Source organism: Saccharothrix xinjiangensis (assembly GCF_039527585.1).
GTDB classification, from domain to species: domain Bacteria; phylum Actinomycetota; class Actinomycetes; order Mycobacteriales; family Pseudonocardiaceae; genus Actinosynnema; species Actinosynnema xinjiangensis.
In genome coordinates, this window is record NZ_BAAAKE010000036.1 from 19,737 (window position 1) to 43,491 (window position 23,755).

A 23,755-nucleotide genomic window follows, 5' to 3' on the forward strand; every position below is an offset into this window, starting at 1 on the left:
CCACGAAATCGAGAATACCGCGGAATCCGTTCGAGGGGGATAACAAATGATCTTGAGTCCGCGCCAGGAGCAGATAGTCGTGTTGATCGCGGAAGGGCTCCAGGACAAGGCCATCGCCGAGCGGCTGGACATATCGGTGCGCACGGTGGATTCCCACCTCCAGCGGCTCTACCAGCGCTACCAGCTGCACAGCAGGGCGGCGGTGGTGGCCAAGTGGTTGCGCGAGGGCGGGCAGGTCCGGCCGGACGACGACGCCCGGGACCGGGGCTGAGCGGTGCCCGGGACCAGGGCCGGGCGCGCCCGGAACCGGCCGCCGCTCCACCCGTCGGGCGGAACGGCGGCCGGTCGGCGGGGACCTCGATCAGCAGAGCGCCATCACGGTCGCCTGCACGAACTTGTCGCCGGAGAAGGACGCCAGCACGGGGCCGAAGGCCTCGGCCGCGGTCTTGGGCGCGGGGGTGGGCGTGCCGACCGTGAACTCGTGGTCGGTGGCCAGCTGGGCCTTGACCTGCTCACCCGGGCAGTGCGCGCCGCCGTTGCCGACCAGCACCTCGGTCAGCCGGGAGACCATGTCGCCCAGCTTGTGGTCCGACCAGGTGGCCACGGTGCCCTCGTCGTCCTCGAAGGCGAACCGCTCGTACAGGTGCGCCTCGGCGCGGTCGTCGCCCTGGACCATCAGCATGTAGACGCGGCGCTCGACCAGGCTGTCGGAGATGGTGGCGAGGTTCGTCGCGACGTTCTCCGGCGAGCCCATGTAGGTGTGCATCTGGCAGTCCCACGCCGCCGGCTTGCACGCCGCCACGGCGGACGGGCTCTGGGTCTGCTCTGCGTGTGCGGTCTGGGTAACCAAGATGAACTCCTCGGTGTCGTCGGAGCGCCTGTGAATTCCTGGGGCCTTCCCGATATTAGGACCCGGAATTTGGCGAGTCGACTGGAGATTTTCCCCGTAAGGGGTTCTACTGTCACCCGAACGCGCCAGAACGCGAAACGCGTTGACCACCCGCACGACTGCCATTAACGTCCGGACCACGGTCCGCGTTGACCACTGCGGAGACAGAATGCGCACACTGCTGACCCGGTATCGAACGGCCCTGCGCTCCCCCGGCATGGCCCGGGTGATCACCGCCGCGTTCGCGGCGTACCTGCTGTCCGGCATGATGAGCCTCAGCCTGCTGCTGACCGCGGAGCGGACCACCGGCAGCTACGCCACCGCCGGCCTGGTCGCGGGCGCGTACGCGGCGGCGCTGGCCTTCGCCGCGCCGGCGTGGGGCCGTCTCGTCGACCGCCGGGGTCCCCGGACCCCGCTCGCGCTGGCCGTGGCGTTGCAGGCCGTGGCGGTGAGCACCGTCGTCTTCGCGGCGAACTCCGGGACGCCCGCGCTGCTCGTGGCCGCCGCGGGGTTGGCCGGCGCGTGCTCGCCGCCGACCTCCACCATCGCGTCGCGGGTGATGGCGGGGGTGCCGGACGAGGCGGTCCAGCGCACCCTCTTCGCCCTGTCGGGTTTCATCACCGAGTGCGTGTTCGTCGTCGGCCCCCTGGTCGTGGCGGCGCTCGTGCTGCTGTTCCACCCGCTGTGGGCGGTCGGCCTGGCGGCGGTGGCCTCCGCCGCGGGCGCGCTGCTGCTGCGGGGCTCGACCGCGGTGCGGCGCCTGGAGGAGGAGACGGCGCGCACCGCCGCCGGCGGGTCGTCGGGCTGGAACGCCGCCCAGGTCCGCGTGCTGACCGTCGTCGCCCTGGGCGCGTTCGCCATCGGCGGCGTGCAGGTGTCGATCGTCGCCCACGCGCAGGGGTCGGGCAGCAGCGAGGGCGTGTTCGTCGCCCTGGTCGCGACCGGCGGGGTGGTGGCCAGCTTCCTCTACGGCGGGCTGTCGCTGCCCGGTTCGCTGCCCGCGCAGCTCGCCGCGTGCCTCGGGCTCTACGGCCTGCTGATCCTGGCGCTGGCGTTCGAGCCGGGCCTCCTCGTCAGCGCGGCGCTGCTGCTGCTCATCGGCGCGGCCACGGGGCCGGCGGACGGCATCGAGGCGATGCTGATCGGGAAGTGCACGCCCCCGGCGGCCCAGGCCCGCGCGTTCGCGGTGCTGGTGACGGCGAACTGGATCGGCTTCGCGCTCGGCAGCGCCGTCGGCGGCGCGCTGGTCGAGCGCGCGTCGCTCGCCGCGGGCGTGGTCGCGACCGGGCTGGCGGCCCTCGCGGCGGCGGCGCTGGCGCTGTTCTCCCGCGTTCCCACCGGTCCCACCTCGGCAGCGGCCCGGTGAGGCCGGTGACCAACCCACCCGGAGGTCTGTTCGCGATGACGTGGTACCAGGGGTTCTTCGGCTCTCCGCGTGAGGTCGCCAAGCAGCTCTACGGGCTCCCGGCGTCGGTGGTCGCCGACCCGTACTACGCGCTGCTGCTGCACAGCGGCGCGGGCGCGGACGTGCGGGTGTTCGTCCGGGCGCGACCGGGTGACGCCGACGGCGAGGTCCGCGACTGGCGGGGCGACGCGCTCGGTGACCTGCCGGAGAGGCTCGTCGCCGCGTGCTGGGCGGAGCCCGGGGACGGGCGCCGGGTGAGGGGCGTGGTCGACGGCTTCGCCGACTACTCGGTGCGCGCCGGCCTCAGCTGCCCGCCCACCGCCCGCGGCGCGTTCGGGCACCAGCTGCGCCGCCACGAGGGGCAGGACCTCGTCCGGGCCCTGGTCGTGTCCTGCCCCGCGGAGGTGGGTGGCCGATGAGCGCGCAGCCCGTCGGCGTTCCCGCGTTGTGGCGGTTCCACTGCCTCACCGGCTCCTACCGGCAGGTCGCCGTGGGGCTGTTCGGGTTGCCGCCGGCGGTGGTCGCCCACGACTGGTACCTGCTGCTGCTGGCCACGGACGGCGGCACGGGCGCGTACCTGTTCACCAGGACGGGGGACGGCTCGCGGGTGCTGTGCCACGAGTGGTCGGGCCAGGGGTTCGGCGACCTGCCCGCCGCCGTGGTGCGGGAGGTGTGGGAGACGGGCGCGACCGACCGCGCCGAGGAGGTCCTGCGGTCGCGGTGCGCCCTGGTCGCCTCGGGCCCGTCGCTCGCGCCGATCTCGCCGCGCGGCGCGTTCGGCAGGCCTTTCGACGACCTGCGCGGCCGATGGGCCCACGCGCTGGTGCTGGCCCGCTGAACGACCCCTCGGCCCGCCGGCGACCGCCCCGGCGGCCTGCCGGCCTGGGCGCCGCTCCCCCGGCCCGCCGACGACCTCGTGCCCCGGAGCCGGTCGGCCGCGGGGCACGAGGTCGTCACCCGGTCAGGCCACGCCCGCGGGCACCTTCTCCGCGGTCGGCTCGGCCCCGGCCCGCGCCGCGGTCGAGGTGGTGGCGCGGAAGCCGCGCAGGCGCAGGCTGTTGCTGACCACGAACACGCTGGAGAACGCCATCGCGGCCCCGGCGATCATCGGGTTGAGCAGGCCGGCGGCGGCCAGGGGCAGGCCGGCCACGTTGTAGGCGAAGGCCCAGAACAGGTTGCCCTTGATGGTGCTCAGGGTGCGCCGCGCCAAGCGGATGGCGTCCACGGCGGCCAGCAGGTCGCCGCGCACCAGCGTGAGGTCGCCCGCCTCGATGGCGGCGTCGGCGCCGGTGCCCATCGCCAGGCCCAGGTCGGCCTGCGCCAGCGCGGCGGCGTCGTTGACGCCGTCGCCGACCATCGCCACGACCCTGCCCTCGGCCTGGAGGCGCGCCACGACGTCGACCTTGTCCTTCGGCAGCACCTCCGCGATGACCTCGTCGATGCCGACCTCGGCGGCGACGGTGCGGGCGACGGCCTCGTTGTCACCGGTGAGCAGGACCGGCGTCAGGCCCAGGTCGCGCAGGCGCCGGACCGCTTCGGCCGAGGTGGGCTTGACCGCGTCGGCGACCGCGAGGACGGCCTTGGCCTCGCCGTCCCAGGCGACCAGGACGGCGGTGTGCCCGCGCTGCTCGACCGCCCGCTTGGCCTCGGCCAGGGCGTCGCCGGGGTGGACGGACCACTCGGCCAGCAGCCGTTCGCGACCCACGACGACCGCGTGCCCGTCGACCACGCCCTGCACGCCCGCGCCCTCGTGGTTGCGGAAGCCCTCGACCCCGGGCAGGTCGCCGACCCGTTCGGCCGCGCCGGCGGCGACCGCCCTGGCGACGGGGTGCTCGGAGGCGTGCTCCAGCGCGCCCGCCAGCCGCAGCACCTCGTCCTCGTCGACCCCGTCGGCCGGGTGGACGGCGACCAGGCTCATCCGGCCGGTGGTGACGGTGCCGGTCTTGTCCAGCACCACCGTGTCCACCCGCCGCGTCGACTCCAGCACCTCGGGGCCCTTGATCAGCACGCCGAGCTGGGCGCCCCGGCCGGTGCCCACCAGCAGCGCGGTCGGCGTGGCCAGCCCGAGGGCGCACGGGCAGGCGATGATCAGCACCGCCACCGCCGCCGTGAACGCCGCCGACACCCCGCCGCCCGCGCCCAGCCAGAACCCCAGCGTGCCGACGGCCAGGGCGATGACGATCGGCACGAACACCCCGGAGACGCGGTCGGCCAGGCGCTGGGCCTCGGCCTTGCCGCTCTGGGCCTCCTCGACCAGCCTGGCCATCTGCGCCAGCTGCGTGTCCGCGCCGACGCGGGTGGCCCGCACGACCAGCCGCCCGCCGGCGTTGACCGTCGCGCCGACCACGGCGTCGCCGGGAGCGACCTCGACCGGCACCGCCTCGCCGGTCACCGTGCTCGCGTCCACCGCCGAGCTGCCCTCGTCGACCACGCCGTCGGTGGCGATCTTCTCCCCCGGCCGGACCACGAACCGGTCGCCCACCGCCAGCTCCTCGACGGGGACGCGGGTCTCGCGGCCGTCGCGCAGCACCACCACGTCCTTGGCGCCCAGTTCCAGCAGCGCCCGCAGCGCGGCGCCCGCCCGGCGCCTGGCGCGCGCCTCGAAGTAGCGGCCCGCCAGGATGAACACCGTGACGCCGGCGGCCACTTCCAGGTAGATCGCGCCCGCGCCGTCGGTCCGCTGCACGGTCAGCTCGAAGGGGTGGGTCATGCCGGGCCGCCCGGCGGTGCCGAGCAGCAGCGCGTACAGCGACCAGCCGAACGCCGCGATCGTGCCCATCGAGATGAGCGTGTCCATGGTCGCCGCGCCGTGCCGCAGGTTGACCCACGCCGCCCGGTGGAACGGCCACGCGCCCCACACCAGCACCGGCGCGGCCAACGTCAGCGAGATCCACTGCCAGTAGGTGAACTGCCACGCCGGGACCATGGCCAGGACGACCACCGGGACCGCGAGCGCCGCGGAGCCGATCAGCCGCTGCCGCAGGGACCTGATCGGGTCCTCCTCGGCGGCGCCGGCGCGCTCGGGCTCGGCGGCGGGCAGGGTGGCGCCGTACCCGGCCGCCTCGACCTGCTCGACCAGGGTCCGCGGGTCCACCTCCGGGGGGAAGGTGACGTGCGCCTTCTCGGTGGCGTAGTTGACCGTCGCGGTCACGCCGTCGAGCTTGTTCAGCTTGCGCTCGATCCGGTTCGCGCACGAGGCGCAGGTCATGCCGGTGATCGCCAGCTCCAGCCGGGTGTCAGCCATGGCCGTGCCCTTCCTCGTGCCCTTCGTCGTGCCCTTCCGCGTGCCCGGCGGTCGCGGTGAACTCCGCGGTGCGCACGGCACCGCCGTGCCGGAAGTTCAGGAACAGCCGGTACGCGCCCGCGGTCGGCAGCTCGGCGACGAACACCAGCTCCGGCCCGGCGGGGGTCTCGCCGTCACCGGGCCTGCCCCGCGGCCGGAGGTGCGTGGAGACCAGGTCTTCCTGGCGCAACGCCACCAGGGCGCCGTAGGAGCCCAGGTGGGGTTCCAGGTCGGTGACCGGCCGGCCGTCCCGGCTCACGGTCAGCCGCACCGGGGACGCCCCACCCGCCTCCAGCTCGCCGTCCAGGCGCACCTCGTACTCGTCGACCCGGGCCACCCGCGACGGAGCCCCCCTGTCCCGCCCGGCTGCCGCGTCGGCCCCGTCGCGGCCCGCCGCCTCGACGGGCAGCGGGCCGACGGCGCTCCCGACCGCCCAGCCGACACCGGCGACCAGGGCGAGCGCCACGCCGTAGGCGGAGAGCCTCGCTGCTGTGTTCATGTGGATGTCCTTCATGGTGGTGGAGGCCGGAGGGCCGGCACATCCCCGCCCCTCTCGCCCTGCGCCTCAAACATACCCCTAGGGGGTATTAGAACTCAAGCTGGCCACCCCTCCGGCGAGGCCGCCCGCGTATCGTGATCCCCGTCGACCTGCGGAGAGGACTCGCCATGCCCGGTTACGCGGACCGCCGTGACGACCACCTCAAGCGGTTGCGCCGCATCGAGGGACAGGTCCGCGGCCTCCAGCGGATGATCGGGAACGACGAGTACTGCATCGACGTGCTCACCCAGATCGCCGCCGCCACCAAGGCGTTGCAGGCGGTGTCGATCAACCTGCTCGACGAGCACCTCCGGCACTGCGTGGCCGAAGCCGCCGCGGAAGGCGGCGAGGTGGCCGAGGCGAAGATCGCCGAGGCCAGCGCGGCGATCGGGCGACTCGTGCGCTCCTGACCTGCCGGACGACTCCCCTCCCGGACCCATGCCACCGGGGTTCCACCTCGGCGGTATCCGCACACCCTTCTTCAACCCGGGAGCGGTAGCGCCAATTCCACAATAATATGATAATCGTTTCCACTATGACTCGACCGGCCGATGACCACCCCGATGTGAGGTTGACGCCGCAACGACGAGCCGTGCTGGACGCCCTGGGCGATTCCGCCGAGGGGTGCACCGCGGCGGAGCTGTTCCGGCGACTCCACGAGCAGGGCAGCCCGGTGGGGCTCTCCACCGTCTACCGGGCACTCGCGTCCCTGGTCGACGCGGGCGTGGTGGACGCCGTCCGGGACGAGGAGGGCCGGCAGCTCTTCCACGCCGGCCCCGTCAACCGGCCCGGTCACTACCTCGTCTGCCGGCAGTGCGGTCGGCACCTGCCCATCGAGGCCCGCCCGGTGCTGCGCTGGGCGGCGGACAAGGCGGCCGAGCACGGCTTCGCCGCCGGCGAGCCGCTGGTCAGGCTCACCGGCAGGTGCCCGCGGTGCGCGGGCGAAGGCCTCCCGACGACGTTCCGGACCTGACCGGGCCATGCGCCCGCGGCTCCACCCGGAGGATTCCTGTCCACTTCACCAGGAATTACTTCAACATCTTTTCACAAATCCACACCCTTTTCCAATTGAACACGATGATCATTCATTTGTACACGTAGATCAAGTACGCCGATTCGCCGCAGTTCAGATTCCACAGCATTCGTCCGATTGACGTTTCCGCAGGTCGGATCGATCAGGAAAGAGTGCCAGTCGAAAACGGTTTTCGTTATCTAAAAATAGCGGAAGAATCCCCCTGGAATGTCTTCGGGAAAGTGCTACTGTTCTTACAGCGGCCGCCCTTGAAGAACGACTCCGCAAGGCAAACCAAGGAGGCAAATCCCATGGCTGACGAACTCTGCACCGATTGCGCCGGGTGCCCGGAAGGTTGCGTGCACAGCACCTGTCCGCAGCACGCCTGCACCTGCCCGGGTTGCCCCCCGCACAGCTGATCGGCCGACGACCTGGGGCAAAGCCGCGCCGTGCTCCGGCGACCACTGCCGGAGCACGTGCGTCGCGCTACGCCGGGGAACCGCCGCGCAACTCGGCCAGGCGGACCGCGATGCCGTCCAGGACGCGCTCGACGCGGTAGGTGTAGAGGTCGTCGTACTTCCGGTGGTCCTCGCACGCCACCGCCATCAACGCCAAACCGCGGTGGTCGACCGAGTCGCGGTACTCGGCGATCATCCGCTCCGCCTCCTCGCACGGGTGCGAGGGCGAGTCCTTGCCGTCCTCCGCGGCGATCTGCTGCACCGCGGCGTCCACCAGCGTGGAGTAGACGAACGGCGACTCGTCGCCGAAACCCGCCGCGGTCAGCAGGAGCACACCGCGGTCGATCAACCGGAGCATGGCGGGCACGGCGGGTCCGTTGACCGCCAGCCACTGCGCCACACCGGTGTGCTGCCGCAACACCTCCCGCAACCGGTGCAGGACGACCTCGAACCAGTCGCGCCACTCCTTCTCCGGCACCACGTCCAGGGCCTCGTGCAGCACGTGGTCCACCACCGCGGCGATCACCGCCTCGCGGTCCCCGACGTGGTGGTAGACAACGGCCGGCCAGGACTCCAGCTCGTCGGCGAGTTGGCGCAGCGTCCACGCGCCCAACCCGTGCAGGCGGGTCAACCGGACGGCCGCCGCGACGACCTGCTCGGCGTCCAGCGGTCGCTGGTTGCGCAGAGACCTGGGGCCCCTCCCGGAGCCTCCCTTGAAGGTCATCAGCCGCCTCCCCCTCCATGACCAGCGGCGGGCATCGTCCCCGGTGCCGGCTCGGATCCTTTGCACCCCAACGATCCTCCGGAGCACGCCCGCCTGTCCGATACCCCTCATGCGTATATTACGCACAACGATTTTCATGTCAGGGAGAGGTGTTCGCCGCGGCGGCCGGCCGGTCAGCCGCGGTGCTCAGCAGGTCAGCCGCGGTGCTCAGCCGGTCGCCCCGCCGAGCAGGCGGGTCAGGGCCCTCCGGTCCACCTTCCCCACCGGCGTCAACGGCATCTCGCCCAGCACCCGCATCTCGTCGGGCACCTCGTGCGCGGCCAGCCCGCGGTCGACCAGGTAGACCGCCAGGGTCTCCCGGGTGGGCGCGATCCGGCCCGAGGGGACGACGAAGGCCACCGAGCGCTCGCCCAGGACCGGGTCGGGCGCGGGCAGGAGCGCCGCGGACCGGATGCCGGGGTGCGCCCGCAGGTGCCCCTCGACCTCGGGCGCGGCGATCTTCTCCCCACCTCGGCGGATCTGGTCCTCGCGGCGTCCGACCACGACCAGGTGGCCGGACGGGAGTCGCCGGACGAGGTCTCCGGTGCGGTGGAAGCCGTCGAGGAACGCCGCCGGGTCGTGCTCCGCTTCCCCGTGGTACCCCCGTAGGGTGTAGGGCCCCTTGGCGAGCAGCTCACCCACTTCGCCCGGCGGCACATCGACGTCGCGCTCGTCGACGACGCGGATCTCGTCGGCGGGCGAGATCGGCCTGCCGCAGGTGGTGCGAACGGCCTCGGCGGGATCGTCCGACCCGGTCAGGCAGATCAGCCCCTCGGCCAGGCCGAAACCCCGCTGGACGGCGCAGTCGAAGCCGTCGAGGACCTGCCGGGTGAGGTCGTCGGGCAGCCGGGAGCCGACGACCTGCACCACGCGGAGGGTGGACAGGTCGGCGTCGGTGACGCGCGACTCCTCCAGCCACAGCGGCGCGAGCCGCGGGTCGATCGCCGTGACCGTCACGCCCTCCCGCTCGACCAGCTCGAAGCAGCGGGCGGGATCGGGGTCGTCCGCGAGCACGACCGCGCCGCTGGCGCCGAGCGCGCCGAGCACCCCGGGGCAGGTCGTCGTGTGGTGGAGCGCCACCGGCAGGGCCGCCAGGTAGACCGAGTCCCCGTCCAGCCCGGACGCCTCGGCGACGGCCCTGGCCGCGCACTGGTGGTCGTCGTGGGTGCGGGGGACCAGCTTCGGCAGCCCGGCGCCCTCCTCCGAGACCACGAGCAGCGCCAGGTCCTCGGAGCCCGCCGGGCCGGTGACCGGTTCGGCGGACGGGTCGGCGGCCAGGTCGTCGAAGGCGGTGAAGCCGCTGTCGCCGGGGTCGCCGACGACGACGACGTGCTCGACCGCGGGACCGGCCGCCCGCACGGCGGCCGCCAGTTCGCGGTGGTCGAACCGCGCGCGCACGTCCGGGACGACGTAGGCGACCGCGCCGGACAGCCGGGCCAGGTGGACCACCTCGGCGTACCGGTGGTCGACCCGGAGCAGCACCGGCACCGCGCCGAGTTCCAGCAGCGCGAACCACAGCACCAGGAACTCCGCCCGGTTGGGCAGCTGGACCAGCACCCGGTCCCCCGCCGCCACACCGAGGTCGCGCAGGCCGCGGGCCACCCGCCCGGCGCGCTCGGCGAGTTCGGCGTAGGACAGCCGCACCCGGTCGTCCACCACGGCCGTCCGGTCCCCGAACGCCGCGACCAGCCGGTCCAGGAACTCCGGGTAGGTCTCGCCGCGCCAGTACCCGGCCACCCGGTACCGGGCGGCGTCGTCGGCCGGCCAGGGGACCACGTCGGCAGCCATCCCAGCACCTTCCTCGTCCGGTGCGCCCAGGGCGCATTCGACGCCGACGCCATTTGAGCGCGAAAAAGCGAAGCCACCGGTCATCCCGCCGGACCCACCTGATCGACGCCCCATCTATACGGGTGCGTATTGCCATTGTCAAGACCCTCCAGGCCCAACCCCACACGAATTGCCATTGCCATATGTGCATGTGTTCATGTGTCGCCCGTGGGCGACGTCACACCAGGTCCTGGCAGGTGGAGCCCGCTCCGGGGGTCGGTGGGCCCGCGCTCGCGGAAAAGCGCCGGACGATCTCGCGGCACCGCCGCCGGCAGGAATCCGGAAAATGGCCGGGACGTGCCGGGGAAAGATCCGGTTTCTATTTTCCACCCCGCTCGCCCCAGGCCGAGCCGAACCCGGGACAAGATTCCCGTCGACGTGCCATGGTCATTTTGCCGCCACCGGGCCGCTGACCCGACCAGGTGACCGGTGCCGGCGGACGGGTGAAAGGGCTTCACGCCTTTCACCTCGGCGCGCACCGTGGCAATGACGCCCTTGACCGTTCCCGCCACGGAGGCAGACATGACCACGGAAACCACGTCCTCGCCGCAACCGCACGCGGGTGGTTGCAGTTGCTGTAGCGGCTGTACCGGACCGGGCTGCGGGTGCTGCTCCAGCTGCTGACGGACCGACCTCAGGCCGCGCGGCCGCGCCCAGGCCCGGCCGCGCGCCGAACCGCCCGCGCCGAGCACCGCTCACGCCGAGGCCGCCCGCGTCGGGCACCGCTCACGCCGGAGCACCGCCCGCGTCGAGCGATTCACAGGTGATGACAATCGTTTCCGGCTAGGCTCGCGGCCACCCCTCGGGACCACCGGAGACCGCCGAACGATGAGCCACGACACCACGGACCACGACACGACCGGCCAAGGCTCGACCGGCCGGGGCCCGACGAGCCACGACGCGCTGCGCACCGACACCTCGGGCGCGACCGGCTACGCCGTCAACGCCCAGTACTACGACCTCATCTTCCCCGCCGCCCAGCGCGACGCGATGCGCGCGGCGCTGACCACCCTGCTGGCCGGGGCGCGGCGGGTGGTGGAGATCGGCTCGGGCACCGGCCAGTTCACCGAGACCCTGGTCGCGAACCTGCCGGCGGGCGGCGAGGTGTTCGCCGTCGAACCGGCGCCCGTGATGCGCGCGGCGCTGACCACCCGCCTGGCGGCGCTGGGCGACCCGCCGGTGACGGTGTTGCCCGAGGAGGCGCTGACCGCCGAGGTCGACGGCCCGGTGGACGCCGTGGTGGCGCTGCACGTGCTCACCCACTTCTCCCCCGCCGACCGCGCGGCGCTGTGGGACCGCTGGGCGCCCCGGCTGAACCCCGGCGGCGTGGTCGTGGTGGACGTGCAGGCGCCGCAGACCCCGGTGGCGGTGCCGGCGACCACCGTCCCCGGTCGCACCCTCGGCCGCCGCCGCTACGACAGCGTGAGCGAGGCCGCGGTGGACGGCGACGGTCTGGTGTGGACGGTGACCTACCGGGTGCACGAGGGCGACCGGCTCGTGTCGCGGGAATCGGTGTCGTTCCCCTCGTTCGTCGTGCCCGACGAGGTGTTGCACGCGGAACTGCGCGGGGCCGGGTGCGAGCCGGTGCCCGAGCCGCCGCCCGGCGTGCTGGCCTGGCGCGCGAACCGATCCCGGCCGGGCGTCGCGTGACGCCACCACCTCCCGGACCGGCGGCCGGTCGGGGATTTCAGGCGACCGCGCCGGCGATGTGGCCCGTTCGGCCGCATCGAAAACGATAGTCATGTGCAAGGCTCCGGACGCGGTCCGACCGGGCCGCAGCACCGCACGATGGGAGTCCACCGCCTTGCGCACGACTGCACGCATCGCCCTGCTCGCCGTAGCCGCGATCGGCCTGTCCGGTCTGGCCACCGCGCCCGCCACCGCCGCGCCGATCACCGTGATCGACAGCGGGCACGTCGACATCTTCGGACTCGGCTACGAGGAAGGCGAGTTCCACTTACACATCCACGACGACACCGCCGGGGCCGAGCTCGAACCCTCCGAGGCGCTGCTGGTGGCCAAGTCCGAGTCGCGGACCACCGTGCCCGCCGACCCGGCCTACGCCTTCCTCGGCGCACCCGGCCGACCGGTCTGGGTGCTGCCGCAGGGCCGTCCCACGGCCGACATCCTGTGGCCCAGCATCGCGGCGGAGGAGATCGAGCCCGGCGTCTTCGTCGACGGCACGCTGCGCCTGAGGGTCGAGTGCGTCCACGGCCCCGGCGACTTCAACATCTACACCACCGACGCGGCGGGTGTGCCGACCGTGCTGGTGAACAGCGGCAACGGCCTGCCCGACCGCATCGGCCTGGTCGCGGGCGAGCACCAGCACGCGAACTGGGCGTTCGAGGCGCCCGGCTACTACTCCGTCACCGTGCGGGCCTTCGGCACCCTCGCCGAGACCGGCGAGCGGATCTCCTCCGAGCCCGCCACCTACCACTTCAAGGTGAACCGGTGACCGACCGCACCCCGTCGACACCCGCGCGGCCCTGATCGGCCACGAGGTCGCGGCGCCCGTCTTCGCACGGGCGCCGCGACCTCGTGGCAGTGGAGCCCGAGCGAGCTTGAAATGAAAATCGTTCCCACTTATGGTGTGCGACATGGAGACCCCTGTCGTCCTCGTGGCCGGGTTGGGCGAGCGCACCGCCGCCGAGCAGGTGTGGCAGGCGCTGCCCGGCTCGCTGCCGGTCCGCCACGACCTGCACGGGTTGGCCGACGGGGTGGTGGGGCAAGACCTGCACGGGTTGGCCGACGAGGTCGTGGGGCACGATCCGCACCGGTTGACCGGCGGGGTGGCGCGGCACCGGGTCGACGGCGTGACCGACGGCGTGACCCGCGGCGAACTGCTCGCCGACCCGTTCCCCGGGCCGCGCGAAGAACCGGCGTGACCGCCGGCCCGGCGACCGACGCGGGACGTCGCGCCGCCCCGGTCCCCGGCGCGCCGACGTGACCCGGTTCCCGTTGCCGGTGCGCCTGCTGCTGGTCAACCAGTTCGCCGTGAACACCGGGTTCTACCTGCTCATCCCCTACCTCGCCGGCCACCTGGGCGACCTGGGCATGTCCGCCGCGGCGATCGGCGTGGTGCTGGGCGTGCGGACGCTGAGCCAGCAGGGGCTGTTCCCGCTCGGCGGCGCGGTGGCGGACCGGGTGGGCCCGCGGGCCGCGATCCTCGCCGGCTGCGGCCTGCGCGCGGTGGGGTTCGGCCTGTTCGCGGTCGGCGAGTCGCTCGGCGTGGTGCTGGCCGCCTCGGCGCTCAGCGGCCTGGCCGGGGCCCTGTTCAACCCGGCCGTGCGGGCCTACCTCGCCCTGGAGGCCGGCGAGGCGCGCACCGAGGCGTTCGCCCGGTTCGCCGTCCACGCCCAGGCGGGCGCGCTGGTCGGTCCGGTCCTGGGCAGCGTGCTGCTGCTGTGGGACTTCCGCGCCTCCGCCGCGGTGGCGGCCGGGATCTTCGCGGTGCTGACCGCCGCCCAGGCCGTCGTGCTGCCCGCGCGGCCGCCCGCCCGTCGCGGCGGCTCGGTGCGCGGCGACTGGCGCGAGTGCCTGGCCGACCGCCGGTTCGTCGCGTTCACCTGCGCGCTGAGCGGCATGTTCGCCCTCCAGAACCAGCTGTACCTGCTGCTGCCGATCCAGGCCCGGTCGGCGACCGGGTGGGCGGGGGTGGTGGCCGTGCTGTTCGTGGTCTCCGCGGTCGTCACCGTGCCGCTCCAGGTCCCCGTCACCCGCCGGCTGACCGACCGGGACCGGGGACCGGTGATCGCGACCGGCCTGGCCGTGGCCGGCGCGGGCTTCGCCGTGCCCGCGGTGTGGTCCGGCCTCGTCCCGGTCCTGGTGGCCACGCTCGCGCTGGCGGTCGGCGTGCTGGTCGCGCAGCCGTTCGTGCACGACCTGGTCTCCTCCTTCGGGCCGCCGAGCCTGGCGGGCACCCGCTTCGGCGTCTTCTCCCTGGGTTCCGGGGTCGCCGCCGCGCTGGGCAACGCCGCGATCGGGTGGGTCAGCGGGTTCGACGACCGGATCGCGTCGCTGCTGTGCGTCGCGATCGGGTTGGCCTGCGCCGGGGGCGTGGTCCGGCTGCACCGCCGCGGCGCGCTCACCCCACCGCGGCCGGAGGCGACCCGCTGAACCCCACGTCGTGGCCCGTCCCCCGGGGCGGGCACCAGTGAAAGGAATGAGCATGTCCCTCAACCGCCGCGGCTTCATCGGCCTCACCGCGGGTCTGTCCGCCGCCGCCCTCGCCGGGTGCGGCGGCGGCACCGCCGCCACCGCTCCCACCGCGCCCCGCGCCGGCGGCAGGCTGCGCGCCGCGTTCGCCGGCGGCGGCGCCAAGGAGGTCCTCGACCCGCACCTGGCCAACCTGTTCGTGGAGGCCGCGCGGTCCAAGGCGGTGTTCGACAAGCTCGCCGACCTGGGCGGCGACGTGTCGCCGCGGCCCCGCCTGGCCGAGCGCTGGGAGTCGAGCGCCGACCTGACCCGCTGGCGGATCACCCTGCGGCAGGCCGCGTTCCACGACGGCAGACCGGTGCGCGCCCAGGACGTGCTCGCCAGCTACGCCCGCATCCTCGACCCGAACCGCGCGTTCCGCGCCAGGTCGAGCCTGGCGCTGATCGACCTGCCCAACAGCCGCGCCGTCGACGACCGCACCGTGGAGTTCGCGCTCCGGCGCCCGTTCGTCGAGTTCCCCAACGCGCTGGCCGCGTTCGGCGCCTACGTCGTCCCCGAGGGCGCGGAGGACTTCACCGCACCGGTCGGTTCGGGACCGTTCAGCTTCGTGTCGTTCGAACCCGGCAGGTCCGTGCTGCTCAAGCGCAACCCCGACTACTGGGAGGGCGCGCCGCTGCTCGACGAGCTGGAGTTCGTCATCGCCAACGAGGAGTCGGCGCGCACCAACGCGCTGCTGGGCGGCCAGGTCGAGTACGCGCACGACCTGACGCCCACCACCGCCCGCAGCCACGCCGGCGGCGACCGCATGACCGTCCACCGCTCGCCCAACAGCGCCGTGCAGGCGTTCGCGATGAAGGTGGACCGGCCGCCGTTCTACGACCCCGACCTGCGCGAGGCGATGTTCCTGCTCGCCGACCGGCCGCAGCTGGTCGAGTCGGTGCTGGCGGGCAGCGGGCAGGTCGGCAACGACCTGTTCGGCAAGGACTACCAGCACTACGCCGCCGACGTCCCCCAGCGGGAGCGGGACCTGGACCGGGCGAAGTCCCTCATCCGCAAGGCCGGCGCGGAGGGCCTGCGGGTCCGGCTGGACACCTCCACCGCGGCGGCCGGGATGGTCGAGGCCGCCACGGTGTTCGCCGACCAGGCCAAGGGGTCCGGGCTGACCGTCGAGGTCGTCACCGGCAACAAGGACAGCTACTGGTCGGACACGCTGAAGGGCGGTTCGCTGTCCAGCTTCCGCTCCGGGGCCATGCCCATCGAGACCCACATCGCCCAGCGCCTGCTGAGCGGCTCCGGCACCAACGTGACCAAGTGGGCCCGACCGGAGTTCGACGCCCTGTACGAGAAGGCCGTGTCCACCTCGGACGCGGCGCTGCGCGGCGAGGTCTACCGCGAGATGCAGCGCTCCCTGCACGCCGAGGGCGGCTACCTGATGTGGGGCTTCGCCGACTGGATCGTCGGGACGACCCCGAACGTGGGCGGCATCTCCACCGCGCCCGCCAACACCCTGGACTGGGCGCGGTTCGACAAGGTGTGGCTGGGGTGAGCCTGGCCGCCTACGCGTGGCGGCGGCTGGCGCTGGGCCTGGTCCAGGTGCTCGCCGTCGTCACCGGTGTCTTCCTGCTGGTGCAGGCCCTGCCGGGTGATGCCGCGGTGGCGCTGGCCGGCGACAACCCCGACCCGGGGCGCATCGAGCGGATCCGCGCGGCCATGGGTTTGGACCGGCCCGCGCCGGAGCGGTTCGCCGAGTGGCTGGCCGGCCTGGCGCGGCTGGACCTCGGCGAGTCGCTGGTCTCGGGGCGGCCGGTGGCGGAGTTCCTGCTCGACGGCGTCGGCCCGACAGCCGTGCTGGCGGTGCTCACCCTGGTGCTGCTGCTGCCGATCTCGGTGCTGGTCGGGGTGCTGGCGGCGCTGCGCGAGGGCAGCGCCCTGGACCGGGTCCTCACGTCGGTGAGCGTGGGGCTGCACGCCATCCCCGAGTTCGCGCTGGCGGTGGTGCTGATCGCGGTGTTCGGCGTCCAGCTGGGGTGGCTGCCGCCCACCGCGGTCGGCGTCGACCTGCTCGCCGAGCCCGCGGCGCTGGTGCTGCCGCTGCTGGTGCTGCTCGCCCGACCGATCTGCTCGATCAGCCGCCTGGTGCGCGCGGGCATGGTCGACGCGCTCGCGTCGGACTACGTGCGGCACGCCCGCCGCCTCGGCATCGGCGAGAGGCGCGTGCGGCTGGCCCACGCCCTGCCCAACGCGCTGGCGCCGGCCGTGCAGCAGGTCGCGCGGACCGCGGACTGGCTGCTGGGCGGTGTCATCGTGGTGGAGGCGGTGTTCGTCATCCCCGGCCTGGGCACGACCCTGGTCGACGCCGTGGCGGGGCGCGACCTGCCGGTCGTCCAGGGCCTCGCGGTGGTCTTCGCGGTCACCACGGTGGTGGTGAACCTGCTGGCCGACCTGGTGGCGTTCCGCCTGTCGCCGCGAGCGGAGGTGGCGGCGTGAAGCGCGTCGGCGTCGGCGCCCTGCTGATCGCGGCGCCCCTGGCCCTGGCGCTGCTGGGGCCGCTGTTCGTGCCCGAGGAGGCGACCCGGCACGCGCCGTTCGTGCCGGGAGGCCTCCTGGGCACCGACTTCGTCGGCCGCGACACCTGGCACCAGGTCCTCGCCGGCGGCCGGACCGTCGTGCTGGTGGCGCTGCTGGCCACCGCCGCCTCCTACCTCGTCGGCGTGCCCTACGGGGTCCTCGCGGCCACGGCGCGACCGCGGCTGGTCGACGAGGTCCTGATGCGCCCGCTGGACCTGCTGCTGGCCGTGCCGTCGCTGCTGGTGCTCATCCTCGTGGCCGCCATCACCGGACCCGGGCTGCCGGTGCTCGTCGCCGTCGTGGCGCTGGTGAACTTCCCCGACGTGGCCCGCGTCGCGCGCGCCGCGGCCCTGGAGGTCGCCGGGCGCCCGGCGCTGGAGGCGATGCGCATGCAGGGCGAGTCGTGGTGGCGGACCTCGGTCGTCTACACCGGCCGGTCCGTGCTGCGCACGCTGGCCGCCGACCTCGGGGTGAGGCTGACCGGCGCGCTGTACCTGGTCGCCTCCGCGAGCTTCCTCGGCGTCGGCGTGCCGCCCGACGCGGCCGACTGGGCGGTGATGGTGGACCGCAACCGCGGCGGGCTGTTCCTCCAGCCGTGGGCCGTGGTGGTGCCGGCGGTGCTGATCGTGTGCCTGTCCGTCGGGGTGAACCTGGTGTTCGACCGCGCGCTGAGGCAGGTGCGGACGTGAACCCGGTGGTGCGGGTGGAGGACCTGCGCGCCGAGGCGGGCGGGCAGCGGCTGGTCGACGGCGTCGGCTTCGCGGTGCCCGCCGGGCGGGTGCTGGCGCTGGTCGGCGCGTCGGGCAGCGGCAAGACCACCACCGGCCTGGCGCTGCTCGGCGAGCACGCCGCCGGGGTGTCGGTCAGCGGGCGGGTGGAGGTGCGCGGCCGGGTGGGTTTCGTGCCGCAGCAGCCCTCCTCCGCGCTCAACCCGGTGCGCCGGCTGGGCGCGGTGTTCCGCGAGATCGCCGCGTCGCACGAGGGGGACCCCGACGAGCTGGTCGCCACGGCCCTGCGCCGGGCGCGGGTGTCCGCCGACCTGCTGCGCCGCTACCCCCACCAGCTCTCCGGCGGCCAGCAGCAGCGCGTCGTGCTGGCGCAGGCCCTGGTGGGCGACCCGGCGGTCCTGGTGGCCGACGAGCCGACCACCGGGCAGGACGCGCTGACCCGCGCCGAGGTCGTGGCGGAGCTGGCCGCCGTCGTCGCCCACGGCACGGCGCTCGTGCTGCTCACCCACGACGTGGAGGTGGTGCGGGCGCTGGCCGACGAGGTCGTGGTGCTGCGGGACGGGCGCGTCGTCGAGGCCGGGCCCGCGCACGAGCTGCTGACCGACCCCCGCCAGGACTACACCCGCGCGCTCCTCGACGCCGTGCCGCCGGTCGCCGCCGAGGTGCCCGAACGGGCTCCCCGCCTGCGGGTCCGCGGCCTGACGGCCCGGCACCGCGACGTGGCCGTCCTGCGCGACGTGGACCTCGACGTCGGCGAACGCCTGGCCGTCGTCGGCCGCTCCGGCAGCGGCAAGACCACGCTGGGGCGCTGCCTCGCCGGTCTGCACCGGCGGTCCACCGGCGAGGTGCTGCTCGGCGACCGGCCGCTGGCCCGGTCGCTGCGCCGCCGCCCGCGCGCCGACCTGGCCGCCGTGCAGTACGTGTTCCAGGACGCGCGCGCCTCGTTCGACCAGCACCGGTCCGTGCTGGACCAGGTGGCCAGGACGGCGGTGCGCCTGCGCGGCGCCCGGCCGGAGCACGCCCGCGCCGACGCGCTCGCCGCGCTGGGGCGCGTCGGGTTGGACGAGCACGCGGTGCTGCGCCCGCCGCGCGGCCTGTCCGGCGGCGAGCTCCAGCGGGCCGCCCTCGTGCGCGCCCTGCTCGCCGAACCGGAGGTGCTCGTGTGCGACGAGATCACCTCGGGCCTGGACGCGGTGACCCGCGCCGGGCTGCTCGACCTGCTCGCGGGCGTGCCGTGCGCGCTCGTGCTGATCAGCCACGACCTCGACGCCGTGGCCCGACTCGCCGACCGGGTGGTGGTGCTGCGCGCGGGACGGGTCGTCGCGCACGGCCCGGTGACAACGACCCTGGACGGGGTGAAGGAGAGGATGCAGTGAACGACCGCAGCCAGGCGGTGGGCCGCTACCAGGTGAGGCCGGCGACCAGCGCCGACCTGCCCGGCGCCCGCAGCGTCATGCTGGACACCTTCTACCACGAGTTCGGCCACGGCTACCGGCCCCGGTGGCACGCCGACGTGGTCGACCTCGCGGGCACCTACCTGGAGCCCGAGCGGCACGCGCTGTTCGTCGCCGTCGACGGCGACGAGGTCGTGGGCACCTCGGCCGTGCGGGCGCAGGGACCGGCCAGCCCGCCCCACCCTGCGTGGATCGCCGAGCGGTACTCCGGCGCGGCGACCGCGCAGCTGTTCCGCGTGTACGTGCGGCCCGCGCACCGGCGGCGGGGGTTGGCGCGGGCGCTGGTGGACGCCGCGGTCCGGTTCGTCGCCGAGGCACCGGGGTACGAGCGGATCTACCTGCACACCGACACGCGGGTGGCCGGCGCGGAGCCGTTCTGGCGGTCCGTGGCGGTCGAGGTGTGCGACGCCCGGGACGGCGACCCGGAGCGCCACCAGACCGTGCACTTCGAGATCCCCGTCCCCGCCGGGGCGGTGCGGTCGGGCTGACACCGGTCCGGTGGGCCGGACACCCCTCGGGTGTCGGCCCACCAGGTGGTGGCGACCGTCAGCTCCCCGGTTCGCCCGAGCGATTCGCCCGTGCCGGGCCGTAGCACCGCAGCAGTTCGCCGACCTGGTCGGCCAGCGGGCCGTCGTGGTCGCGCAGCCAGGCCGGCGGCGCGGCCGAGCCGGCCTCGGACAGGAAGAACACGGTGTGCCGCCAGGCGTCGCGGGCGAGCTTCGCCGTCGCCTGCGGTCGCGTGCTCGTGGGCGCCCGGCCGGCGAACCGGACGGCGGTGTCGAACGCGCGCCGGGCGAGCGCGGGCCAGTCGCCGCGCACCCCGACGCGGGCGACGAGCGTGACGAGGTTGTGCGTGGTGAGGACCTGGGCCTGCTCGATGATCGCGTGGTTGCCCGCCACCGACCACCCGGACACGCCCGATCGCCCCCGGCACAGGGCGTCGAGGTCGCCGACCGGGCCTTGGCGGAGGGCGTAGTGGCGCGCGTAGAGGCTGCCGCGCAGGTGGTCGCCCGCCTGTTCCGCGGCGCGGGAGAACTTCGGGGAGAAGCGCCCCTCGTAGATGTCCGCGGCCAGCTGCTCGACCCACGGCAGGTCGACCTCGGCCTCCCGGCCCAGCTCGGCGAGTTCGCGCACCAGCGTGTTGGGCAGGGTCGTGCCGGGGAACGCGTCGAGGGCGAGTTCGCCCAGCCTGCGCAGCGCGGCGAGCGCGTCGTGGCGGGTGCCCTCGCCGCGGGCGCGGTGCCGGGCGATGGCGCGCACCCACGGCAGCTCGTCCACCCGGACCTGGTGGCGGAGGTCGAGCAGCAGCAGCGACCGCCGGTTGCGGAAGGCGAGGCAGGTCGCCGCCACCAGGGTGCGCAGCGCCTCGTCGGGGTAGGCGGCGGCGGTCGTGGTGGCCGCGATCCTCGGCACGAGCCGGGCGAGCACCTCGGCCGAGGGCACCACGCCCGCGTCGACCAGCTCCTCCACCGTGCCGGCCAGGGCGCGGGCGACGACGCGGCGGATCGCGGCCGGCACCGGGACGCCGTCCACCGGCGCGCACAGCTCCGCCACGTCCGGCACGCCCCGGTCGGGCGGCAGGGAGGCCAGGCGGCGCACCACCTCCCGCGCGGTGGTGTGGTGCGCGGGCACGTCGAGCTGCGCCGCCTGCCGGGACCGCAGTTCGCCGTGCCGGGCCGAGCCGGGCTCGCCGCGGCGGCGCACCATCGACGCGACCGCGTGCCGCAGCAGGCCCCGGGCCCTCGGCGTCAGCTCGCGACCGGCCACGACCTCCTCCAGCGCGTGGCGCAGGACGGCGAGGTTCTCCTTGGGCCTGCGGTGCTTCGCGCAGCGGGTGTGGTTCGCGGCCAGCAGCCGGTAGCGCTCCAGCAGCGCGACGCCGCGCTCGTGCCAGGGCTCGTCGGCCGACTCGCCGAGATCGCCGTCCAGCCACCACCGCAGCAGGTCGTCGGCGAAGGGGTTCCACACGGCCAGCGCCTCGCGCATCGCCTCGACCCGCCCGTTCGGCTCGCGCGCGGCGAGCGCGGCGGCCGCCTGGCCCGCGGTGCCGCGCCACACCACGGCCGGGTCGCCCGCGGGCGGGGCCGGGGCCGGTGCGAACCCGAGCCGGTCGGCGAACGGCGCGATCTCGGCGAACAGCTCGCGGGCGGCGTCCTCGTCACCGGCGCGCAGGAGCCAGGCGAGCACCGGCAGCGCCGCGTGCTCCGGCAGGTCGACCCGGTACTCGCCGGTGTCGAGCATCCGCAGCAGCTCCGCCAGGCCGTCCCCGGCGAGGTGGTGCGCCATGAGCGCGCGCCGCCGCTCGGGCAGGCCGAACCGCTCGCACACGGCGAGTTCGTGCGCCCGCAGCGGGCCGCCCGCGGCGGCCTCCCCCGTGGCGAAGCCGCCGTGCACGACCACCGGCGTGACCCACGCCGGCAACCCGGCGACCGGCGCGCGGGAGCCCGGGGTCAGGCTCCCGCCGGCGATCCCGCGCACCACGTCGCGCCAGCGGCGGACGCGTTCGTCCGCACGCCGGCGCGTGGCCTCGTCCTCGTGCGTCAACGCCGTCACGAAAGCGCGTGCCCACTGCTCGACGGCGTAGCCGCCCCGGATGTCCTCGCTCATCGCCGGCGTGGCGGGATGCGACCCCGCGCCCTCCAGGGTGAGAGCCTGGTGCTCTTCGCTGAGCTACACGCCGTCGCGGTGGCGCGCACCGCGAGCGAACCCTACGTCATGCCGGGAACGGTGTCCGCCGATATCCCGATCGCGTTCCTCGTGGTCAGCGGCTCGCGCAGGTGAGGATCGGTGTGGCCGAGCCGCTGCCGGCGGCGAGGTAGCCGAACGTCGCCGAGGCGCTCGGCGCCAGGCGGCCGTTCCAGTCGGCGTTGCGCACCGAGGCCGTGGTCCCGGCGCCGGTGGACACGCCGCCCCAGACCTGGGTGACGGTCTGCCCCGAGGCCGGGGTCCAGGTGACGACCCAACCGGGGATCGACGTCGCGCCGGCCGTCACGGTGACCTCGGCCTGGAAGCCGCCCTGCCAGGAGTTGACCGTGCGGTGCGTGGCCGTGCACGCGCCGGGAGGCGGCGTGGTGGTGGTCGTGGTCGTGGTGGTCGTGGTCGTGGGTGTTGTCGTCGTGGTGGTGGTGTCGTCGCTGATGCTGCCCGGGACCGACCGCAGGGCGTTGAACCAGGTGGTGGCCATCTTGCTGTAGCCACCGGCGTTGGGGTGCACGCCGTCGGCCAGGTCGGCGGTGGTCAGCGCCCGGTACATGTCGACCAGGTGCACCTTCTTGCCCGCGTTGGCGTTGTTCTGCACGATGCCCGGGATGGTGGCGTTGAAGGCGCGCACGGTCTGGTCGCCGGAGGACAGCGGGACGATGGTGGCGACGAACAGGTGCGCGTCCGGGGCCTGGGCGGTGATCTTGTCGATCAGCGCCGACAGCCGCCGCGGCGCGCCGCCCGGGTCGCCGCCGTACATGTCGTTGGTGCCGATGTGCAGCAGGATCGTCCGCGGGGTGTAGGTGCGCAGCCAGTTGACGACGTTGCCGTCGACCTGGGCGATGGTCCACCCCGAGTGGCCCTCGTGGTCGCGGTCGCCCAGGCTGCTCGGGCCGTTGGCGCCCGAACCCACGAAGTCGACGGCGTAGCCGCCGGCGGTGAACTTCTGCCACAGGTCGACGCGGTAGCCGCCGGGCACGTTGAAGCCGTCCGTGATCGAGTCGCCCAGCGGCATGACCCTGACCGCCGCCGCGGGCGCGAGGCCGGGGCCTGCCTGCGCGGCGTTGATCGCGGGCGTCGCGACGAGCGCCGCCGCGGCCGTGAGCGCGGCGACGGCGGCGGACAACCTGGTTCTACCGGCCATGGTCGTTCCTTCCCTGCTGTCGGTCTGGTCCGGCACGGCGGCAGCGCCGAAGTCGTCCTCTGTGGACCGCAGGGGCTGGTTCCCCGTCTGGTCGAGGCCGATCCGAAGCCTACGGAAAGTTTCGACGAAATCAACGTTCCTTTCGAAGTGCCCGTCTCGCCGTTGCGCCTCCCGGCGCAGGGCGTCCCCCCGGGCGAGGGAACGGGCGGTCGACCGGCCTCCCGGGCGGAGACCGGTCACCCGACTGATTCGGGCCCGCCGCGCGCGGACCTAGCGTCGTGGGCATGGACCTCGACCGTGACGATGCCCGAGTGATCACCCTGCACCACGACCGCGCGCCCTTCGAACCTCGCCCGGACGGCCTGCTGGACCTGCGCCGGCTGGAGGGCGTGGAGGACGGGCACGCGGTCACCCTGGCGCAGTGGGCCGCCCCCGTGGACCTCCCCGGCGCGGTGGCCTACCGCCGCTACCGCTCCGGCGGCCTGGGCAGCGACCGGGAGGTGGGGTGCGTGGTGCTGGTGGAGGTCCGGTTCGACCGGCCGGGCGTCGCCGAGCGGTGGGTGGACCTGGTGTTCGAGGCGCTGGCCGGGAACAGCGCCCCCGGTGGCGTCTCGGCGCGCTTCCACGTGTCGCTCGACGGCACGCGGGTGCTGAACTACGCGGAGTGGGAGACCGCGCGGGCTCACCGGGACGCCCTGGCGGCCGGCGACGGCTCGGTGGGGACCGGTGAGGCGTGGCGGCGCGTGCGGTCGTTCCCCGGCTTCGGGGCCAGTGATGTCCGGCGCTACCGGGTGGTCACCGATGAGGCCGGATCGCAGCGGGGGTGAGGCC

The 23,755-nt window shown here is 74.3% G+C and carries 24 protein-coding genes and 1 tRNA gene; 17 read left to right on the plus strand and 8 right to left on the minus strand.

Going from position 1 to position 23,755, the window contains the following annotated elements; all coding sequences use genetic code 11:
* Nucleotides 1-46 precede the first annotated feature (46 nt).
* Nucleotides 47-271 carry a response regulator transcription factor gene (locus ABD223_RS39385; protein WP_344042688.1) on the plus strand — a complete coding sequence of 75 codons (225 nt, stop codon included), beginning with the start codon at nt 47-49 and terminating at the stop codon, nt 269-271.
* 90 nt (nt 272-361) lie between these two features.
* Here ABD223_RS39385 and ABD223_RS39390 read toward each other — a convergent pair whose 3' ends face one another.
* On the minus strand, nt 362-850 hold the full coding sequence (locus ABD223_RS39390; protein WP_344042690.1) for a hypothetical protein: 489 nt from the start codon (nt 848-850) through the stop codon (nt 362-364).
* A gap of 208 nt (nt 851-1,058) precedes the next feature.
* Between ABD223_RS39390 and ABD223_RS39395 the strand changes: the two genes are divergently transcribed.
* Genes ABD223_RS39395 through ABD223_RS39405 form a run of 3 tightly spaced genes read left to right on the plus strand, consistent with a single transcriptional unit; the run spans nt 1,059 to nt 3,132 of the window.
* Nucleotides 1,059-2,255 carry an MFS transporter gene (locus ABD223_RS39395; RefSeq protein ID WP_344042692.1) on the plus strand — a complete coding sequence of 399 codons (1,197 nt, stop codon included), beginning with the start codon at nt 1,059-1,061 and terminating at the stop codon, nt 2,253-2,255.
* A gap of 35 nt (nt 2,256-2,290) precedes the next feature.
* Nucleotides 2,291-2,713, plus strand: a complete 423-nt coding sequence (locus ABD223_RS39400; protein ID WP_344042694.1) for a hypothetical protein — start codon at nt 2,291-2,293, stop codon at nt 2,711-2,713.
* Nucleotides 2,710-3,132, plus strand: coding sequence for a hypothetical protein (locus tag ABD223_RS39405; RefSeq protein ID WP_344042696.1), 423 nt, complete (start codon nt 2,710-2,712; stop codon nt 3,130-3,132). Before ABD223_RS39400 ends, ABD223_RS39405 begins: the two co-directional genes overlap by 4 nt.
* 123 nt (nt 3,133-3,255) lie before the next feature.
* Here ABD223_RS39405 and ABD223_RS39410 read toward each other — a convergent pair whose 3' ends face one another.
* Both ABD223_RS39410 and ABD223_RS39415 read right to left on the minus strand, forming a co-directional pair.
* On the minus strand, nt 3,256-5,538 hold the full coding sequence (locus ABD223_RS39410; protein WP_344042698.1) for a heavy metal translocating P-type ATPase: 2,283 nt from the start codon (nt 5,536-5,538) through the stop codon (nt 3,256-3,258).
* On the minus strand, nt 5,531-6,076 hold the full coding sequence (locus ABD223_RS39415; RefSeq protein WP_344042700.1) for a hypothetical protein: 546 nt from the start codon (nt 6,074-6,076) through the stop codon (nt 5,531-5,533). The genes ABD223_RS39410 and ABD223_RS39415 overlap by 8 nt, the downstream gene beginning before the upstream one ends.
* Nucleotides 6,077-6,243: 167 nt before the next feature.
* Here ABD223_RS39415 and ABD223_RS39420 point away from each other — a divergent pair, with 167 nt between their 5' ends.
* Both ABD223_RS39420 and ABD223_RS39425 read left to right on the plus strand, forming a co-directional pair.
* Entirely contained in the window at nt 6,244-6,525 is a 282-nt protein-coding gene (locus ABD223_RS39420; RefSeq protein ID WP_344042702.1) for a metal-sensitive transcriptional regulator, read from the plus strand.
* 125 nt (nt 6,526-6,650) lie between these two features.
* Nucleotides 6,651-7,088, plus strand: a complete 438-nt coding sequence (locus tag ABD223_RS39425) for a Fur family transcriptional regulator (protein ID WP_344042704.1) — start codon at nt 6,651-6,653, stop codon at nt 7,086-7,088.
* Nucleotides 7,089-7,613: 525 nt separating this feature from the next.
* Here the strand turns inward: ABD223_RS39425 and ABD223_RS39430 are convergent.
* The gene (locus ABD223_RS39430) at nt 7,614-8,309 is read right to left on the minus strand and encodes a TetR/AcrR family transcriptional regulator (RefSeq protein WP_344042706.1); all 696 of its coding nucleotides are present in this window, start codon (nt 8,307-8,309) and stop codon (nt 7,614-7,616) included.
* 207 nt (nt 8,310-8,516) lie between these two features.
* On the minus strand, nt 8,517-10,136 hold the full coding sequence (locus tag ABD223_RS39435; protein ID WP_344042708.1) for a (2,3-dihydroxybenzoyl)adenylate synthase: 1,620 nt from the start codon (nt 10,134-10,136) through the stop codon (nt 8,517-8,519).
* Nucleotides 10,137-11,003: 867 nt separating this feature from the next.
* Here ABD223_RS39435 and ABD223_RS39440 point away from each other — a divergent pair.
* The 9 genes from ABD223_RS39440 (at nt 11,004) to ABD223_RS39480 (ending at nt 19,568) form a co-directional block, all read left to right on the plus strand.
* Complete coding sequence (locus ABD223_RS39440) at nt 11,004-11,825, plus strand: class I SAM-dependent methyltransferase (protein ID WP_344042710.1); 822 nt, start codon at nt 11,004-11,006, stop codon at nt 11,823-11,825.
* Between the two features lie 154 nt (nt 11,826-11,979).
* Nucleotides 11,980-12,630 carry a choice-of-anchor M domain-containing protein gene (locus tag ABD223_RS39445; RefSeq protein ID WP_344042712.1) on the plus strand — a complete coding sequence of 217 codons (651 nt, stop codon included), beginning with the start codon at nt 11,980-11,982 and terminating at the stop codon, nt 12,628-12,630.
* A gap of 142 nt (nt 12,631-12,772) precedes the next feature.
* Entirely contained in the window at nt 12,773-13,060 is a 288-nt protein-coding gene (locus ABD223_RS39450; protein WP_344042714.1) for a hypothetical protein, read from the plus strand.
* Nucleotides 13,061-13,118: 58 nt separating this feature from the next.
* Nucleotides 13,119-14,291 carry an MFS transporter gene (locus tag ABD223_RS39455; protein WP_344042716.1) on the plus strand — a complete coding sequence of 391 codons (1,173 nt, stop codon included), beginning with the start codon at nt 13,119-13,121 and terminating at the stop codon, nt 14,289-14,291.
* A 52-nt stretch (nt 14,292-14,343) separates the two neighbouring features.
* Nucleotides 14,344-15,876 (plus strand): ABC transporter substrate-binding protein, encoded by a 1,533-nt coding sequence (locus ABD223_RS39460; protein ID WP_344042718.1) that lies wholly within the window; start codon nt 14,344-14,346, stop codon nt 15,874-15,876.
* Nucleotides 15,873-16,817 carry an ABC transporter permease gene (locus tag ABD223_RS39465; protein ID WP_344042720.1) on the plus strand — a complete coding sequence of 315 codons (945 nt, stop codon included), beginning with the start codon at nt 15,873-15,875 and terminating at the stop codon, nt 16,815-16,817. The genes ABD223_RS39460 and ABD223_RS39465 overlap by 4 nt, the downstream gene beginning before the upstream one ends.
* Entirely contained in the window at nt 16,814-17,587 is a 774-nt protein-coding gene (locus ABD223_RS39470) for an ABC transporter permease (RefSeq protein ID WP_344042722.1), read from the plus strand. Before ABD223_RS39465 ends, ABD223_RS39470 begins: the two co-directional genes overlap by 4 nt.
* Nucleotides 17,584-19,002: an ABC transporter ATP-binding protein gene (locus ABD223_RS39475; protein WP_344042724.1), complete on the plus strand. Its 1,419-nt coding sequence runs from the start codon at nt 17,584-17,586 to the stop codon at nt 19,000-19,002. The genes ABD223_RS39470 and ABD223_RS39475 overlap by 4 nt, the downstream gene beginning before the upstream one ends.
* Nucleotides 18,999-19,568, plus strand: a complete 570-nt coding sequence (locus ABD223_RS39480) for a GNAT family N-acetyltransferase (protein ID WP_344042726.1) — start codon at nt 18,999-19,001, stop codon at nt 19,566-19,568. The genes ABD223_RS39475 and ABD223_RS39480 overlap by 4 nt, the downstream gene beginning before the upstream one ends.
* A 58-nt stretch (nt 19,569-19,626) precedes the next feature.
* Here the strand turns inward: ABD223_RS39480 and ABD223_RS39485 are convergent, their stop codons facing one another.
* Together ABD223_RS39485 and ABD223_RS39490 are read right to left on the minus strand one after the other, a co-directional pair.
* Nucleotides 19,627-21,687 carry a hypothetical protein gene (locus ABD223_RS39485; RefSeq protein WP_344042728.1) on the minus strand — a complete coding sequence of 687 codons (2,061 nt, stop codon included), beginning with the start codon at nt 21,685-21,687 and terminating at the stop codon, nt 19,627-19,629.
* Between the two features lie 2 nt (nt 21,688-21,689).
* Nucleotides 21,690-21,760: transfer RNA gene (locus ABD223_RS39490), tRNA-Glu, on the minus strand.
* Here ABD223_RS39490 and ABD223_RS39495 point away from each other — a divergent pair.
* Nucleotides 21,736-21,861, plus strand: coding sequence for a hypothetical protein (locus tag ABD223_RS39495; protein WP_344042730.1), 126 nt, complete (start codon nt 21,736-21,738; stop codon nt 21,859-21,861). The two genes, ABD223_RS39490 and ABD223_RS39495, sit on opposite strands and share 25 nt — an antisense overlap.
* Here ABD223_RS39495 and ABD223_RS39500 read toward each other — a convergent pair.
* Nucleotides 21,842-22,924, minus strand: coding sequence for a GDSL-type esterase/lipase family protein (locus ABD223_RS39500; protein ID WP_344042732.1), 1,083 nt, complete (start codon nt 22,922-22,924; stop codon nt 21,842-21,844). The two genes, ABD223_RS39495 and ABD223_RS39500, sit on opposite strands and share 20 nt — an antisense overlap.
* A 284-nt stretch (nt 22,925-23,208) precedes the next feature.
* Between ABD223_RS39500 and ABD223_RS39505 the strand changes: the two genes are divergently transcribed.
* A complete protein-coding gene (locus ABD223_RS39505; protein ID WP_344042734.1) occupies nt 23,209-23,751 on the plus strand; it encodes a hypothetical protein in 543 nt (180 codons plus the stop codon).
* Nucleotides 23,752-23,755 lie beyond the last annotated feature (4 nt).

Excerpts from the sequence above, each read along its gene's own strand:
- ABD223_RS39385 (WP_344042688.1), top strand. The coding sequence starts at position 47 with ATGATCTTGAGTCCGCGCCAGGAGCAGATAGTCGTGTTGATCGCGGAA.
- ABD223_RS39395 (WP_344042692.1), top strand. The coding sequence starts at position 1,059 with ATGCGCACACTGCTGACCCGGTATCGAACGGCCCTGCGCTCCCCCGGC.
- ABD223_RS39400 (WP_344042694.1), top strand. The coding sequence starts at position 2,291 with ATGACGTGGTACCAGGGGTTCTTCGGCTCTCCGCGTGAGGTCGCCAAG.
- ABD223_RS39405 (WP_344042696.1), top strand. The coding sequence starts at position 2,710 with ATGAGCGCGCAGCCCGTCGGCGTTCCCGCGTTGTGGCGGTTCCACTGC.
- ABD223_RS39410 (WP_344042698.1), bottom strand. The coding sequence starts at position 5,538 with ATGGCTGACACCCGGCTGGAGCTGGCGATCACCGGCATGACCTGCGCC.
- ABD223_RS39415 (WP_344042700.1), bottom strand. The coding sequence starts at position 6,076 with ATGAACACAGCAGCGAGGCTCTCCGCCTACGGCGTGGCGCTCGCCCTG.
- ABD223_RS39420 (WP_344042702.1), top strand. The coding sequence starts at position 6,244 with ATGCCCGGTTACGCGGACCGCCGTGACGACCACCTCAAGCGGTTGCGC.
- ABD223_RS39425 (WP_344042704.1), top strand. The coding sequence starts at position 6,651 with ATGACTCGACCGGCCGATGACCACCCCGATGTGAGGTTGACGCCGCAA.
- ABD223_RS39430 (WP_344042706.1), bottom strand. The coding sequence starts at position 8,309 with ATGACCTTCAAGGGAGGCTCCGGGAGGGGCCCCAGGTCTCTGCGCAAC.
- ABD223_RS39435 (WP_344042708.1), bottom strand. The coding sequence starts at position 10,136 with ATGGCTGCCGACGTGGTCCCCTGGCCGGCCGACGACGCCGCCCGGTAC.
- ABD223_RS39440 (WP_344042710.1), top strand. The coding sequence starts at position 11,004 with ATGAGCCACGACACCACGGACCACGACACGACCGGCCAAGGCTCGACC.
- ABD223_RS39450 (WP_344042714.1), top strand. The coding sequence starts at position 12,773 with ATGGAGACCCCTGTCGTCCTCGTGGCCGGGTTGGGCGAGCGCACCGCC.
- ABD223_RS39460 (WP_344042718.1), top strand. The coding sequence starts at position 14,344 with ATGTCCCTCAACCGCCGCGGCTTCATCGGCCTCACCGCGGGTCTGTCC.
- ABD223_RS39485 (WP_344042728.1), bottom strand. The coding sequence starts at position 21,687 with ATGAGCGAGGACATCCGGGGCGGCTACGCCGTCGAGCAGTGGGCACGC.
- ABD223_RS39500 (WP_344042732.1), bottom strand. The coding sequence starts at position 22,924 with ATGGCCGGTAGAACCAGGTTGTCCGCCGCCGTCGCCGCGCTCACGGCC.
- ABD223_RS39505 (WP_344042734.1), top strand. The coding sequence starts at position 23,209 with ATGGACCTCGACCGTGACGATGCCCGAGTGATCACCCTGCACCACGAC.